This window comes from Microbacterium sp. Leaf159 (assembly GCF_001423615.1).
Lineage (GTDB): Bacteria > Actinomycetota > Actinomycetes > Actinomycetales > Microbacteriaceae > Microbacterium.
On sequence record NZ_LMOU01000001.1, the window covers coordinates 19917 to 32780 of the forward strand.

The 12864-nt window shown below is 67.9% G+C and carries 16 protein-coding genes and 1 tRNA gene; 6 read left to right on the forward strand and 11 right to left on the reverse strand.

Annotation, left to right across the window (positions count from 1 at the left end; translation table 11 throughout):
• Positions 1 to 29: 29 nt before the first annotated feature.
• Genes ASF80_RS00095 through ASF80_RS00115 form a run of 5 tightly spaced genes read right to left on the reverse strand, consistent with a single transcriptional unit; the run spans position 30 to position 2377 of the window.
• The gene (locus tag ASF80_RS00095) at positions 30 to 416 is read right to left on the reverse strand and encodes an RNA-binding S4 domain-containing protein (RefSeq protein WP_056306908.1); all 387 of its coding nucleotides are present in this window, start codon (positions 414 to 416) and stop codon (positions 30 to 32) included.
• Positions 416 to 1081 (reverse strand): lysoplasmalogenase, encoded by a 666-nt coding sequence (locus tag ASF80_RS00100; RefSeq protein ID WP_056306910.1) that lies wholly within the window; start codon positions 1079 to 1081, stop codon positions 416 to 418. The genes ASF80_RS00095 and ASF80_RS00100 overlap by 1 nt, the downstream gene beginning before the upstream one ends.
• A 38-nt stretch (positions 1082 to 1119) precedes the next feature.
• Positions 1120 to 1575 carry a hypothetical protein gene (locus ASF80_RS00105; RefSeq protein ID WP_056306912.1) on the reverse strand — a complete coding sequence of 152 codons (456 nt, stop codon included), beginning with the start codon at positions 1573 to 1575 and terminating at the stop codon, positions 1120 to 1122.
• 20 nt (positions 1576 to 1595) lie between these two features.
• Entirely contained in the window at positions 1596 to 1793 is a 198-nt protein-coding gene (locus ASF80_RS00110; protein ID WP_056306914.1) for a hypothetical protein, read from the reverse strand.
• Positions 1790 to 2377: a GNAT family N-acetyltransferase gene (locus ASF80_RS00115; RefSeq protein WP_056306916.1), complete on the reverse strand. Its 588-nt coding sequence runs from the start codon at positions 2375 to 2377 to the stop codon at positions 1790 to 1792. The genes ASF80_RS00110 and ASF80_RS00115 overlap by 4 nt, the downstream gene beginning before the upstream one ends.
• Before the next feature lie 118 nt (positions 2378 to 2495).
• Here ASF80_RS00115 and ASF80_RS00120 point away from each other — a divergent pair.
• Positions 2496 to 2572, forward strand: a tRNA-Pro gene (locus tag ASF80_RS00120).
• Positions 2573 to 2658: 86 nt separating this feature from the next.
• Here the strand turns inward: ASF80_RS00120 and ASF80_RS00125 are convergent.
• On the reverse strand, positions 2659 to 3765 hold the full coding sequence (locus tag ASF80_RS00125) for a magnesium and cobalt transport protein CorA (RefSeq protein ID WP_056306918.1): 1107 nt from the start codon (positions 3763 to 3765) through the stop codon (positions 2659 to 2661).
• Between the two features lie 49 nt (positions 3766 to 3814).
• Positions 3815 to 4429: a TetR/AcrR family transcriptional regulator gene (locus ASF80_RS00130; RefSeq protein ID WP_056306919.1), complete on the reverse strand. Its 615-nt coding sequence runs from the start codon at positions 4427 to 4429 to the stop codon at positions 3815 to 3817.
• 120 nt (positions 4430 to 4549) lie between these two features.
• On the opposite strand from ASF80_RS00130, the gene ASF80_RS00135 reads away from it, so the two are divergent.
• Both ASF80_RS00135 and ASF80_RS19070 read left to right on the forward strand, forming a co-directional pair.
• Positions 4550 to 6289 (forward strand): CocE/NonD family hydrolase, encoded by a 1740-nt coding sequence (locus tag ASF80_RS00135; protein WP_056306921.1) that lies wholly within the window; start codon positions 4550 to 4552, stop codon positions 6287 to 6289.
• Between the two features lie 115 nt (positions 6290 to 6404).
• On the forward strand, positions 6405 to 6572 hold the full coding sequence (locus ASF80_RS19070) for a hypothetical protein (protein ID WP_164481734.1): 168 nt from the start codon (positions 6405 to 6407) through the stop codon (positions 6570 to 6572).
• A gap of 84 nt (positions 6573 to 6656) precedes the next feature.
• On the opposite strand, the gene ASF80_RS00140 is transcribed toward ASF80_RS19070, so the two are convergent.
• Both ASF80_RS00140 and ASF80_RS00145 read right to left on the reverse strand, forming a co-directional pair.
• Positions 6657 to 6932 carry a hypothetical protein gene (locus ASF80_RS00140; RefSeq protein ID WP_056306923.1) on the reverse strand — a complete coding sequence of 92 codons (276 nt, stop codon included), beginning with the start codon at positions 6930 to 6932 and terminating at the stop codon, positions 6657 to 6659.
• 64 nt (positions 6933 to 6996) lie between these two features.
• Positions 6997 to 7482, reverse strand: a complete 486-nt coding sequence (locus ASF80_RS00145) for a MarR family winged helix-turn-helix transcriptional regulator (RefSeq protein ID WP_235559835.1) — start codon at positions 7480 to 7482, stop codon at positions 6997 to 6999.
• Between the two features lie 74 nt (positions 7483 to 7556).
• On the opposite strand from ASF80_RS00145, the gene ASF80_RS00150 reads away from it, so the two are divergent.
• Positions 7557 to 8456, forward strand: coding sequence for a VOC family protein (locus tag ASF80_RS00150; protein ID WP_321163946.1), 900 nt, complete (start codon positions 7557 to 7559; stop codon positions 8454 to 8456).
• A gap of 66 nt (positions 8457 to 8522) precedes the next feature.
• On the opposite strand, the gene ASF80_RS00155 is transcribed toward ASF80_RS00150, so the two are convergent.
• Together ASF80_RS00155 and ASF80_RS00160 are read right to left on the reverse strand one after the other, a co-directional pair.
• Positions 8523 to 10112: an amidohydrolase gene (locus tag ASF80_RS00155; RefSeq protein WP_056306926.1), complete on the reverse strand. Its 1590-nt coding sequence runs from the start codon at positions 10110 to 10112 to the stop codon at positions 8523 to 8525.
• A complete protein-coding gene (locus tag ASF80_RS00160) occupies positions 10112 to 11347 on the reverse strand; it encodes an MFS transporter (RefSeq protein ID WP_056306928.1) in 1236 nt (411 codons plus the stop codon). Before ASF80_RS00160 ends, ASF80_RS00155 begins: the two co-directional genes overlap by 1 nt.
• A 182-nt stretch (positions 11348 to 11529) precedes the next feature.
• Between ASF80_RS00160 and ASF80_RS00165 the strand changes: the two genes are divergently transcribed.
• A complete protein-coding gene (locus tag ASF80_RS00165) occupies positions 11530 to 12132 on the forward strand; it encodes a TetR/AcrR family transcriptional regulator C-terminal domain-containing protein (RefSeq protein WP_056306930.1) in 603 nt (200 codons plus the stop codon).
• 324 nt (positions 12133 to 12456) lie between these two features.
• Positions 12457 to 12849 (forward strand): hypothetical protein, encoded by a 393-nt coding sequence (locus tag ASF80_RS00170; RefSeq protein ID WP_056306931.1) that lies wholly within the window; start codon positions 12457 to 12459, stop codon positions 12847 to 12849.
• The last annotated feature ends 15 nt before the right edge of the window (positions 12850 to 12864 follow it).

Genomic DNA, 12864 nt, shown 5'->3' on the forward strand with positions numbered 1-12864 from the left:
TTAGGATATATGTTCGAATGATCCCAGGGTCAGCCGTGGAATATGCCGTCATCCTCCGCGCCGCGCCCGCGCAGCCGGTCGATGTCCCGGCGCTCGCGTTTCGTGGGCCTGCCCGCGCCTCGATCGCGCAGTCCGAGTGCCGCCTGAGGCTCGCGCTCCGGCGTGCGGTCTTCGTATGCCAGCGCGGCGAGAGGCGCGCCGACGCGCTTGACGAGCAGCTGTCGCACGAAGAGGATGCGGTCGAAGCCGGCGATGCGCACGCGCAGTTCGTCACCGATGCGGATGTGCTGTGCGGCCTTGACCTTGTCGCCGTTGACGCGTACATGCCCCGCGCGGCATGCGGTCGTCGCGGCCGAACGTGTCTTGTAGACGCGGATCGCCCAGAGCCAGCTGTCGACCCGTGCGGCATCAGCCATCAGGCTCCTCGCTTTCTCAGGGTGATCAGCGCACCGGCGATGATCAGCCCCTGCCCGATCGTATAGGTCGCCATGATCGCCGGGCTGCTCCAGGAGGGGAGTGAGTCAGGGAGGAAGAGTCGCAGAGCCAGAAGGGTGTCGCTGGTGAGGAAGAACGCACCACCGACGGCGACGAGTGGGTGACACCGGGTCGAGAGCGCGGCGGTCGCGCCGAGGACGAGCCCGTAGACCGCGACGGCGATGAGCAGCGCTCCCGTGTGCGGGCCGAGGAAGGCGAGCATCGCGACCCACCATGCGGCGTATACCAGCGCCCACCACGGCATCCGGCCGCGGCTGAGATGGCGGATGAAGAGGGCGATGTATGCCAGATGCGCGATCCCGAAGAAGAGGAGCATGAGCGGCACCTCGGGAGCGTCGGGGAAGAGTGCTCCCGCGCTGTCGCCGAGCCAGGAGAACACGATCGCCGCGAAGAGCAGGGCCAAGGCGGCGCGTGAGCGGATCGCGCGCATCGACACGAGCACGGGGAGCGCGAGCAGCGGCATCAACAGCAGCTTGCTCGGGCCTGCCGCAGGGCTCTCGAGAGCGAGCAACGCCACATGGATCGCCGACACTGTGATGTACGGGACGAAGGCCCACAGAGGCGGGGAGGTCGGGCGGCGCTGCATCCTCCCATCGTATGGCGGGCGGGATGGCGTCTGCCCGTTCAGGACTCGACGGTCACCTGCGTGATCTGACCGTCGGTGCCGAGATGCACTGCGGGCCAGTAGCCCTCGGGGAAGTGCTCGCCGCACGAGTCGATGAAGTGCAGCACGATGGTTCCGTCGGCGGAAGCCTCGAGGGTCTCGAGGGTGAGATCGGATGCGGCGTCGTCGAGCTCGTGCTGCTCAGGCGTTCCCGTGCTGAAGGCCGCGACGATGGCGTCGGAGGCGAGGCGACGGAGAACCGCGAGAGCGGCGATGGTCTCGTGGACGTGGGGGAGCAGGGCGCTCGCCTCGTCCGAGTTCGTGCCCTCGATCATGAGGTCGAGAGGTGCGCCCTGAGCGACGGTTCCGCCGGCGTACCAGTCATGAGTGAGGACCGTGCCGTCGGAGAGCTCGGTCGTCGCGCGGATGAAGGTGCCGAGCTCGGGGTCGTCGATGGTCGGATGCTCTTCGCTCATGCTCCCACGCTAGTCGTCGGTCAGGGTGCGAGCGAGCGGCTCTGGAGCTCGAGGCACTCTCGAAGGATGCGGATCGCCTTCGGCCCCACGCCGTGAATGGCGAGGAGCTCCCGCTCTGAGGCGCCGTCGAACTGATCGAGACGCGTGAAGCCGTGCAGGGCCAGCTCACGTCGCGCGACCTTGCCCATCGACGCTGGGAGCTCCGAGTCGTCGGTCACGCCGTCAGCTCCAACGCGACGAGGGCTCGGCCGGGCTTCATCTCGGCCTGCTCTTCGAAGCCGGCGGCCAGGAATGTGCCCAGCGTGCCGTGGAAAAGATCGTTGGTGCGCTTCTTCTCGCCTCGGGTGTCGACCGGGTAGCCCTCTATGAGTCGCGCTCCGGATGCTCGGGCGAAATCGACTGCGGCACGCAGCAACTCGTGGTTGAGTCCTGCACCTCGATGCTCGCGGCGGACGACGAAACACGTCACCGCCCAGACCGAGACGTCGTCGTCGAACGGCTCCGCCGTGGCGGCGGCGATCATGCGGGTGCGCGGAATCCGCGCCTGCATCGAACGCGGTCCGATGCGGATCCACCCCGCGGCCTCGCCGTCGACATAGGCGATCAGGCCCGGAGGGGGACCATCGGCGATCTCGTCGCGGAGCATCTCCGTTCGCTGCGGGGTCGTCGTCTCGTTCCAGTCCTTGTTGCTCAGCATCGGCCAGATGCACTGACAGCTGGCGCCGTCGCCGCCGCCGGTGAGCGCATGCTGCACATCATCCCATCGGGCGGTCGTCGCCACCTCTGTCGTGATCGTCACCATGCATGCGACGGTACGCCGGGCCTCCGACACCCCGCAACGCCCGGCGGTCGCTCGGTTCGCGGAGCGCGCGCGAGTGGGGCTAAGATAGGGGAGTTGCCTGCGCGAGAGTGCAGAACAACGGGCTGTGGCGCAGCTTGGTAGCGCACTTGACTGGGGGTCAAGGGGTCGCAGGTTCAAATCCTGTCAGCCCGACCACAAAGACTGTTCGCAGATCGATTGCAGAACAGCGAGAGAAAAGGGAAGGGCACCTGCGTCGAGCAGGTGCCCTTCCCTTTTGCCTCTTACATCCACTTCTGGCGCTTGAAGATGACGTAGAGCACGAGTGCGAATGCGATCATGCCGCCGATGGCGAGCGGGTATCCGAAGGACCAGTGCAGCTCGGGCATGTTGTCGAAGTTCATGCCGTAGATCGCGCCGATCAGTGTCGGGGCGAACAGGATCGCCGCCCATCCGGAGATCTTCTTCATGTCCTCGTTCTGCCGCTGCGCGACCAGGGTGCCGTTGACGGTGAGGATCTGCGAGAGCGACTCGCGGAGTTCGCTGACCTGCGTCTCGACGCGGCTGAGATGATCGGCGACGTCCTGCAGGTAGGACTGCAGCGGTTCGGGGATGTCGTAGCGCCGGAAGCCCTTCCTCAAGGCGGCGAGCACCTCGGAGAGGCCTGACGTCGCCTGCTGCAGGTCTATGACCTCCTGGCTCAGGCGGTAGATGCGTTCGGTGACGGTCGCGTCTCCGCCGAACACCTGGCGCTCGATCTGTTCGCGGTCGATGGCGAGCCCGCGAAGGACGGGGGTGTACCCGTCGACGATCGCGTCGAGCAGCCTGTAGACGATGGCCTCAGGTCCGTGGTGCAGCAGCTGCTCGTCGTCGAGGAGGGTCTGGTCGCCGCGGTCGGCAGCGCCGGAGGCGTCGTCGGCGTCGAGCCCGTCGATCCAGCGGCCGTCCTGGCAGAAGACAGCCACGGCTCGGGGCCGCACGAGTACATGGAACTCGGCGAAGTCGACGTCTTCTGTCGCGTCGATGTACCAGGCGGATCGGATGACGAGGAAGAGAGTGTCTTCGTAGCGCTCGAGTTTCGGGCGCTGCCCGGCGTGCAGGAGGTCTTCGACGAGCAGCGGGTGGAGGTGCCAGGTGCTCGCGAGCTCGGCGATGTCCTCGGGGGTGGGCTTGGGGTAGAGCAGGAGTGCGGTGCGGTTCTCGCTGGCATTGGTGAACGCCTGAGCGCTCTCGACGGTGGTATCGCGCGGCGCCCTGACGAGGTGCCCCTGATCGACGTAGCGCGTCCGCAGGGTCGTCGCTCCAGCTGCCGACGACGCTGCGCTCTGCGCCCGGCGGCGGAAGACCCCACCACGGCGGGGGATCGCCTCGTCGTTCGCTGATTGCATCATGCCGGTTCCTCTCGCTCACTTCGGAGTATGCCGCACTCGCGGCGCGGGCTCAGTCCCCTCGAGGTGCGAGCACTTCTTGGAGTGCGGGTCCGACGACCCGCACGAGGTCCTCGATGCCCGCGTCGACGAGCGTGGGGACGCCGATGATGCGGCGGGCCGTGACGATGCCGACGAGCATCGCAGAGGCGAGGCCGGTGCGGAGTGCGGCATCGGTATCGCTGTGGGCTCGCGTGCCGTCGCTCAGGCGGGACTGGATGAAGTCCCGGAGCAGGTCGTTGGCGTGCTGATTCACGATGGCCCCTCGGAGCATCGCCATCAGCGGCTCGGATTCCTCTTCAGGGCCCTCCCACGCGCGCAGGTAAGCGCGGACGACGCGTTCTCCGAGATGCTCGTCGGGTCCGTCGAAAGCGGTGTCGAAGCGTTCCAACGCGGATGCGGGCACGGCCATGACGGCGGCGAAGAGCTCGTCTTTCGACCGGAAGAACTGCATCACCTGCGACGCGTCGACCCCGGCGTCCGCTGCGACGCGACGGATGGTCGTCGCGGCGAATCCGTCGGCAGCGAAACGTGCACGCGCGGACTCCAGGACGGCGAGACGCGTGCTGCCGGGCCCGGGGCGACGGCCGGGGCGCCGGGCGGCCGTGGACGATTCCTGTGCATTCACAGTCTCAATCTACGCCTCGTTCCGGTAGTTCTCAACAGGTGTTGAGTTTTGTGGAGATCGGACGTACGCTCGCAGCGACCCGAGATCCTGGGCCGCATCCGCCGAGATGAAGGAACCGCCATGTCCACCGAACAGAAGATCTTCACGCCCTCGTACCCCCTTCCGGCCGGGCGCACCGGACTCCTCACGGGATTCGAGCCCGGAACGCGCACTCTCGAAGCCGGCTACCGGGTCGCACCCCCGTTCCGCCCGCTGCCGGTGGATGTCATCTTCGAGAAGGACGTCGCCGTCCCGCTGCGCGACGGCGTGACGATCTACGTCGACGTCTTCCGTCCCATCGGCTCGGCGAAGGTGCCGGTCATCATGGGGTGGAGTCCGTACGGAAAGGCGCAAGGAACCTCGATGAGCGTCATGGGCGTCTTCGGCCTCGTGGGGCTGGCGAACTCCGTCGTCTCGGGGTTGGAGAAGTTCGAGGGGCCCGATCCCGCGTACTGGTGCGCGCAGGGCTATGCCGTATGCAACCCCGACATCCGCGGTGTCGTGGATTCCGAGGGGGACAGTGTGCTCTGGGACCGGCAGGACGGCCGCGATGCGTACGACCTGATCGAGTGGCTCGCCGAGCAGGAATGGTGCAGCGGGAAGGTTGGGATGACCGGCACCTCCTACCTCGCGGTCTCCCAGTGGTTCACCGCGGCCGAGCAGCCGCCGCACCTCGCCGCGATCAACCCGTGGGAGGGCGTGAGCGACGTCTACCGCGACCTCGTGATGCGAGGAGGGATGCCCGACACCGGTTTCGCACGCCAGCTGCAGGAGGGCAGCTTCTTCGGCAAGAACCGCAAGGAGGACATCCTCGCCGAGGTCGAGGAGCATCCGCTGTTCGACGGTCTCTGGGCCGAAAAGGTTCCCGCCTTCGATCGGATCACCGTTCCGGCGTACGTGGTGGCCAGCTATTCGAACACGCTCCACACCGCCGGCACCTTCCGTGCGTGGCGCCGCATCGCCTCCGACGAGAAGTGGCTGCGCATCCACAACGGCCAGGAGTGGCCGGACTACTACGACGAGGGGAACGTCGAGGACCTGCGCCGATTCTTCGATCACTACCTGAAGGGTGTCGACAACTGCTGGGAGACGACGCCGCGAGTGCGCTACTCGGTGCTCGACCTTCGCGGGGGAGACAGGATCAGTGTTCCGGACGACGAGTTCCCCCCGGCCGAGACGGTGTCGACGAAGTTCTACCTCGACGGCCGCGGCCGGCGCCTGGTCACCGACGCTCCGGCCGAATCGTCTGCCGTGACCTATGACGTCGACACGAACCCGAACGCGGCGTCATTCCTCATGCGATTCGACCGTGACACCGAGCTCGTCGGTTATCCGAAGGCGCACCTGTTCGTGGAAGCCCGCGACGCCGACGACATGGATCTCTTCGTCCTGATCCAGAAGCTCGACGCCTTCGGGACGCCCCTGCAGCAGTTCACCGTGCCGAACCAGAGCGCGATGGCGCATGACCTCACCGACCACGGTGCCACGATCCTGAAGTACAAGGGGTCAGACGGACGTCTGCGCATCTCCGCCCGTCACCTCGACGAGGCGTTGACGACCGAGGATGTTCCGGCTCACTCGTTCGATCGGGTCGAGAAGCTCACCCCGGGTGAGGTCGTGGAGGTCGACATCGATCTGCTCCCGCTGGGGCTCGCCTTCGGAGCGGGCGAGCAGCTGCGATTCATCGTCAGCGCGCGTAACCTCCTGGGAACCCTCATGCCCGGCATCGACGAATACGCCCCCGAGAATCGGGGTGCACACGTCATCCACACCGGTGAAGGGCGGGCCTCGTACCTGCAACTGCCCGTTCGCGCGGCGTGACGGTCGGCTTCTGAGTGCTGCAGTGCTGACCGCATCCGGATTCTCCCGCCCGTCAACCCCCTCCGCCGATCGGCAACGCGCGCGTAGCGTCGGTCTCTCCGACAGAGGAGATGCGATGAGTGATCTGCAGAACACGCACGGAACATCCGGCGGCGACGATGAGGCGGACACCGCCTCCGGTGGCGCCCCCGAGGAGTCGACGTCGAAGAGCACCGAGGAGATCCTCGAGGACGAGACCACCGACGACGACGGCAAGCCGCTCGAGAACCCGTCGGGCGGCTGAGTCGACCCGCACTTTCCCATGAAGACCCCTATCCGACCTTCGGGCCGGATGGGGGTCTCGTGCGTGCGAGAGCTGGGGCGGGAGTTACGCCGTGCGCACCGTGAGCATCCGCCAGCCCTCGGGGACCTTCGCCCGGAGGGATGTCATGTCGTCGGCTTCGATCTGCTCGATGCCGTCGACCCGCTTGAACGTGCCCATGGCCTCCATCTTCGCCTCGCCCTTGAGCATCCGCACGGGGGCCGACGCCAGATCGAACCCGGGCTTGCGATGCTGCTCGAGCTCCACGAGCACTTCTGCGAGGGTCGTCCCGATCACGTCGGCGGTGCTGGACTCGACGGGGCGGATCAGGGCGATGAGCATCGTCCCAGCCTATGCCGCGATCGCAGCGCTGCCCGGTGCCGCACCGGTGCGGGTCGCCGAGCGTTCACCGAGGCACAGGGGAGCGATGCTCTCCATCCGTGAGGCGCCCGGTGATCGCACTCGTGATCTCAGCGAGCGACTCGAGCTGCGACGGCGTCAGCGCATCGATCACGAGCCGTCGGGCCGTGTCTATGTGACCGGGCATCGCACGGATCAGCTGCCGTCGCCCCTCGGCGGTGAGGCGGACGTTCGTCGCGCGCCTGTCTTCGGGGCTGGGGAAGCGGTCGACGATGCCGCGCGTCGCGAGCCGGGTGCACACGTGCGAGAGCCGGGGGAGCGTGGCGTTCGTCGATGCGGCGAGCTCGGTCATCCGCAGGGTGTTCTCTGGTGCGAAGCGCAGGGAGGTCAGCACCATGAACTCGAAATGCGTCAGGTGTGCATCCTTCTGCAGCTGTGAATCCAGTGCGGCGGGCAGCAGTTGGGACACGGCGATCAGCCCGAGCCACGCGTCGGACTCGCGCTCGTCCATTCGAGGAACCCGGAATACCATGGGCTCATCGTACGTTACTTGTAGCGACAATTAATTGCGACGACGGCCCGATCTCGGGCGGAACGGAGCCGATCATGACAGGAACGATCGACGCCTGGCGTGCCCCGGCCGTAGCCACGGCAGGTTCCGCGCCCGATGGCGCGCGCATGAACGCGGTCGAGCTGCTGGTCCGAGACCTCGATGCGATGACGGCCTACTACCAGCAGGCCGTGACCCTCGACATCCTCGACCAGTCCGGAGCGACCGCGACACTCGGTCGTGCCGGCGAACCGATCATGCGGCTGCGCCAGGAGAAGGCCCTTCCGGCGGCCGATCCCCGTGCCGCCGGGCTCTATCACACGGCGATCCTGTTCCAGGATGAGTCGCGCCTGGCCGCCGCGCTGCTGTCTGTGGCCCAGCGCGCCCCGCAGACCTTCACGGGGTCCGCCGATCACCTCGTCAGCGAGGCGTTCTACTTCACCGACCCCGAGGGCAACGGCCTGGAGCTCTATCACGACCGTCCGCGCGAGCAGTGGCAGGTCGCGCCAGACGGCTCGGTGCGCATGGACTCGCTCGCACTCGACCCGAATAAGTTCCTCAGGCAGTGGCTGACGCCGGATGCCGCGGACGACGGCCAGACGGCGACGATCGGTCACGTGCACCTGCAGGTCGGCGACATCCCGACGGCCCGCCGGTTCTACTCCGACATCCTCGGATTCGACGTGACCGCAGCTCTCGGGAACTCCGCGCTGTTCGTGTCCGCGGGCGGGTACCACCACCACATCGGCATGAACACCTGGCAGAGCGCCGGAGCAGGACCACGTGCGGCTTCGCTCGGTCTCGGCGACGTGCGAGTGACCGTGCCCACGCGCTCCGACATCGACGAGCTCGCCGACCGACTCTCGTTCCACGGCATCCCGTCGGAGGACGACGGGCGCGCGCTGCGGCTGAGCGACCCGTGGGGAACCCGGCTGGCGCTCAGTCCGGACGAGTGACCGGAGCTGACGGCCGGCGGACGGAGGAGCCCCAGTCGGACAGGCCGCGGCTCCTCCGTCTCGATCTCAGGCCTCGTACGCCGTGCGTCCGGCGATCACCGTCTGCACGACCCGCGCCGTGAGCAGCGAAACGTCGCCCGCGGTGAACGGATCGGTGTCGAGCACCGCGAAGTCCGCTGCCTGACCGACAGCGATGCGACCGCGCCAGGCTCCGTCGCCGATCGATGCCGCGGCATCGCGGGTGGCATGAGCGATCGCGCGATCGAGCGGCAGCGCGAACTGCGGATGCACAGCCGCCACGTCCGGGTCCAGGGCCGATGCCCGCGTTGCGGCGACGTACATGTTCGCGAGAGCCTCGTGCGGGGCGGTCGGCGCATCGGTCGAGAACGCGAGCAGCGCTCCGGCATCCTCATACTCCGGCCAGGCGAACGCACGATCGGCGCGGTCGTCGCCGAGCTGTGCGGCCCAGTTCGCGAAGATCGCCGGGTCCGCATGCACCGGCTGCATGGATGCCGTCACGCCGAGCCGCGCCATCCGCTCGGCCGTCCCGGGCGCCGCGTACTCGAGGTGCTCGATCCGGTGACGGCGTGGGCGGGCTCCGTTCACGGCGATCGCGTGCTCGATGGCGTCGAGTGCGAGGGTGCTCGCCTCGTCGCCGATCGCATGCATCGCCACCTGCAACCCGGCGGCATCCGCGGCAGCGACCACCGGCAACAGGCGCTCGGCGGGCCAGATCGGAGCAGCGTTCGTCCCGTCTGCGTATGGTGCCCGCATCGCGGCTGTGCACGCGTCGATCGTGCCGTCGAGGACGAGCTTGATGCCGATCACGCTGACACCCGTCGTGGCGGTCTCGGCGTGCTGCGCCGCCTCGGCGACCTGAGCCAGGTTGGCCTCGTCGTCGCCGGTGTTCGCCACGAACCAGTGCGCGGCGATCCGCAGCGGCAGTCCGCCGCGTTCTGCTGCCCGCCCGAGTGCGTCCAGGGCGAGACCGTCGAAGGCCATGTCGACGGCGCCGGTGACCCCCGAGGCGAGATACGCCTCGATGACCCGCTCGACGGCGGCATCCCGCTGCGCGTCCGTCGTCACCGCGTCGCGGTGGGCCCACGCGTGCTGCTGCGCCGCAGTCTCGTAGAGCATCCCGGTCGCATCTCCATCGGCATCCCTCTCGATGCGTCCGCCGATCGGATCCGGCGTGTCGCGGGTGATTCCGAGAGCGATCAGCGCGGCCGAGTTGACCCAGCAGGAGTGATAGTCGTTCGCGTCGAGGTAGACCGGGATGTCCGAGACCACCGAGTCGATCATCGCGGCCGTCGGAGCGCCGCCTGGTATCGCGTCGAAGAGCCATCCACGTCCGCGCAGTTCTCCGTCGGCGCTCTGTCTGGCCGCGCTCAATCTGCTCTGGATCTCCTCGAGCGAGCCCGCATCGGTGAGCCCCACCTGGCCGAGCGCCTCGCCCATCATGAGCAGATGGGTGTGCGCATCGGTGAAGCCGGGGAGCACGGTGCGGCCACCGAGGTCGACGGTGTCGTCGGCAGGAGGTGCATCGACCTCTGCGCCGACGAAGGCGAACGACTCGCCGTCGACGACTACGGCATCGGCCCAGGCGGCGTCATCGGCGGTGAAGAAGCGGGCGTTGCGGAACAGGGTGCGGGGCATCAGTGGGACTCCGGGGTGGTGATGGCACGCTCGAGGCGTGTGGAGAGAAGGGCGATCGCGCTCGCGGGCACGGCGAGGACGAAGCTCGCGATGCCGAGGGCGACGGCGAAGCCCTGGAATCCGAGCACGCTCACGAGCGCGGCGCCGATCACGGGCGTGAGCGCCGAGCCCACCAGGTAGACGGCGAGAAGTGGTCCCGACCAGCGACCGTCGGCGTCGAGCGCCGCCGAGGTCGACACGAAGTACATGAAGGCGATCGCGTACACGGTGTTCCAGGCGATGAAGACGACGATGAACGCGGTGGGGTCGGTCATGAACCCCTCGACGATCTTGAGCACGCCTCCGGCGACCAGCAGCACCGCCAGCGGCAGCGCGCGTCCGAGTCGGGATCCCACGATCATGAGCAGCAGCGATCCGATCAGACCGCCCGCGGTGGCTCCGCTGAGGGCGATGCCGAGCCCCTCGGGGGTCAGCCCTGTCTGCTCGGCGCCCATGACTCCGGCCATCGCCCAGAGGGAGTCCTCACTCGCCGCCCACAGTGCGAACACGACCAGCAGACCGAAGCCGGCGATCGTGACCGTGCGTGAACGGGCGGGGGAGAGTCGGACCGTGCCGGTCGGCGGCACCTCGATCGGCATCGCCTCGGCCACAGCGGCCGCTGCCTGAGGATCCACGACCGGGGCGGCAGGCAGCCACGCAGAGACGACGAGACCGAGGACGCTGAACAGGGCCAGCGCGCCGAAGACATCGATCGGGGCGAGGCCGACGAGGGGGATGACCGCGAGGACGATCGTGATCACGCCGCGGTTCGCGAGACCGTTGAAGCCGGCGACGCGGTCGGGGTTGCGGAAAGCGGCGAGGGCGGCGCCGGAGGCCGCTACGGCGCCGCCGGCGCCCGCACCGCCGAGGAGGAGCGCCGGAAGCATGAGCGAGGGGACGAGTGCGGCCGTGGCGAAGCCGAGGGCCGCGATCGCGAGCCCCGCCCGCGCGACGGTGCGTCGGTGCGCTCCGGCGCAGAGGGGCGCGATGGCGAGGCCGGTCACCGCGGTGAGCAGCAGAGTCGCGGTCACGAGCCAGCTCGCGGCGAGCACGTCGATGCCGAGTCCGGTCTGCGCGGCCGTGATCATGTAGGGCGAAAGGTTGACGCCGAGGTATCCGGCGATGCCGATCGCAAAGGTCGCGGTGGCGGTGGGCAGCCGAAGGGGGACTCGGGTGCTGAGGTCGATGGCGGTCATGAATCTCCCACGGAGAGGGGCACGGCGATGTGCGCGGAGGTGATGCCGGAGTGCGTCGGGTGGAGCACGGTTTCATAAACGAATGGTGTTCGTCAACGAATGGTGTTCACTATTATGCACAGGTGGGATGCCGCGGGGAAGACCTTTCTCGCCACCCCACCGGATCAGAGAGCGAGCGTGCGATGCCCAGGCCGTCGAGTCCCCTTCTGTCGCCCGAGATCATCGGCGCGGCTGGCCTCGAGCTGTCGAGGGCGGGAGAACCCTTCGGAGTGAACGCGATCGCCCGCAGGCTGGGAGTGCGCCCCTCGTCTCTGTACAACCACGTCGACGGCATGGACGGCATCATCGAGCTCATGCGCGGCAGGCTCATCGAGGACTACCGCGTCGAACCGCACGGCGAACCCTGGGATCGGTTCCTCATCGAACTGCTCCGGCGGCAGCGTCACATGTACGCCGATCACCCGGCGCTCGTGCCTCTGCTGATCGGCAAGACCATCACCCATCCCGCGGTGATCGCGGCATATGACGACCTCGCGACCGTGCTCGTCGAGGGCGGCTTCCCCGAGGACGAGGTGCTCACCGTGATAGCGGTCATCGACGCCTTCGCGATCGGCTTCGGTCTCGACCTGGCCTCACCGGACGAGGTGTGGGAGCCAGGGGAAGGCACGCGCACACTCCGTCGGGTGCTCGACGGGGCGGAGCGAGGCACCGCGAGGGCCGACCGCACGTTCGAACTCGGTGTCGGGTTGCTTCTCGACTCGCTGCGCGCGCGCCTCGTTCGCTGATCCGATATCGGGACGGCGACGGCGGATGATCGCACGCGCGTGCGCCCCGAGCTGAGCGGGACTGGTTGCCCTCTCGAGTCATCCAAACCCCATTTTGGATCGCTCGAGAGGGCTCACCGTCCTTCCCGGACGGTAGGGGAGGCGGCGAAAGACTTTCGCTGCTCTCTCGACTGATATCCCCAGATGTTCAGCCGGTAGCCCCCGCTACTTCTTGCAGAATATCGCTTAATCGGCTTGTCCGCCATTTGGGGGACAAAGAAATCTACGAATATTTCTTCCGAGACTGGGGCTTGCCGCGAGAACGTCCACTCATAGAGTGGTTTCATGGATAGAAAGCTCGTTGTCAACGCGCCCCTCGCCATCGCGCATGGGCACCGCGTCGAGGTGTCGGAGCGCATCGACGAGCTGACCGGGGAGGCCGTGATCCTCTCTGTCATCGACCTCGACACCCGCATCCGGTATCGCCGGCCGGAAGAGCCGCGCGGGCAGGTCAGCCGGTGGCTGGGCCGCGTCGTCGACTGCACGGTGACGATCGGCGCCGGCCACGGATCGCACACCTCGCTCACGGTCGAAGCCGATGGCGACGGACGTGGTGCGACCAGTGCACGGACGGCTCTGCACGGCGCGGATGCCGCGGTGGACGCGGCGAAGGCTGAAGCCGACCGGTGGGGTGGCGGGGACCGCGTGCCCGAACCGGAGCCTGAGCGCTTCTGGTGAGTGCTCTGCGGATCC

Bases quoted from the DNA above. Each gene is read 5' to 3' on its own strand.
- ASF80_RS00095 (WP_056306908.1), bottom strand. From the start codon at position 416: ATGGCTGATGCCGCACGGGTCGACAGCTGGCTCTGGGCGATCCGCGTC.
- ASF80_RS00100 (WP_056306910.1), bottom strand. From the start codon at position 1,081: ATGCAGCGCCGCCCGACCTCCCCGCCTCTGTGGGCCTTCGTCCCGTAC.
- ASF80_RS00105 (WP_056306912.1), bottom strand. From the start codon at position 1,575: ATGAGCGAAGAGCATCCGACCATCGACGACCCCGAGCTCGGCACCTTC.
- ASF80_RS00115 (WP_056306916.1), bottom strand. From the start codon at position 2,377: ATGGTGACGATCACGACAGAGGTGGCGACGACCGCCCGATGGGATGAT.
- ASF80_RS00125 (WP_056306918.1), bottom strand. From the start codon at position 3,765: ATGATGCAATCAGCGAACGACGAGGCGATCCCCCGCCGTGGTGGGGTC.
- ASF80_RS00135 (WP_056306921.1), top strand. From the start codon at position 4,550: ATGTCCACCGAACAGAAGATCTTCACGCCCTCGTACCCCCTTCCGGCC.
- ASF80_RS19070 (WP_164481734.1), top strand. From the start codon at position 6,405: ATGAGTGATCTGCAGAACACGCACGGAACATCCGGCGGCGACGATGAG.
- ASF80_RS00140 (WP_056306923.1), bottom strand. From the start codon at position 6,932: ATGCTCATCGCCCTGATCCGCCCCGTCGAGTCCAGCACCGCCGACGTG.
- ASF80_RS00145 (WP_235559835.1), bottom strand. From the start codon at position 7,482: ATGGTATTCCGGGTTCCTCGAATGGACGAGCGCGAGTCCGACGCGTGG.
- ASF80_RS00150 (WP_321163946.1), top strand. From the start codon at position 7,557: ATGACAGGAACGATCGACGCCTGGCGTGCCCCGGCCGTAGCCACGGCA.
- ASF80_RS00155 (WP_056306926.1), bottom strand. From the start codon at position 10,112: ATGCCCCGCACCCTGTTCCGCAACGCCCGCTTCTTCACCGCCGATGAC.
- ASF80_RS00160 (WP_056306928.1), bottom strand. From the start codon at position 11,347: ATGACCGCCATCGACCTCAGCACCCGAGTCCCCCTTCGGCTGCCCACC.
- ASF80_RS00165 (WP_056306930.1), top strand. From the start codon at position 11,530: ATGCCCAGGCCGTCGAGTCCCCTTCTGTCGCCCGAGATCATCGGCGCG.
- ASF80_RS00170 (WP_056306931.1), top strand. From the start codon at position 12,457: ATGGATAGAAAGCTCGTTGTCAACGCGCCCCTCGCCATCGCGCATGGG.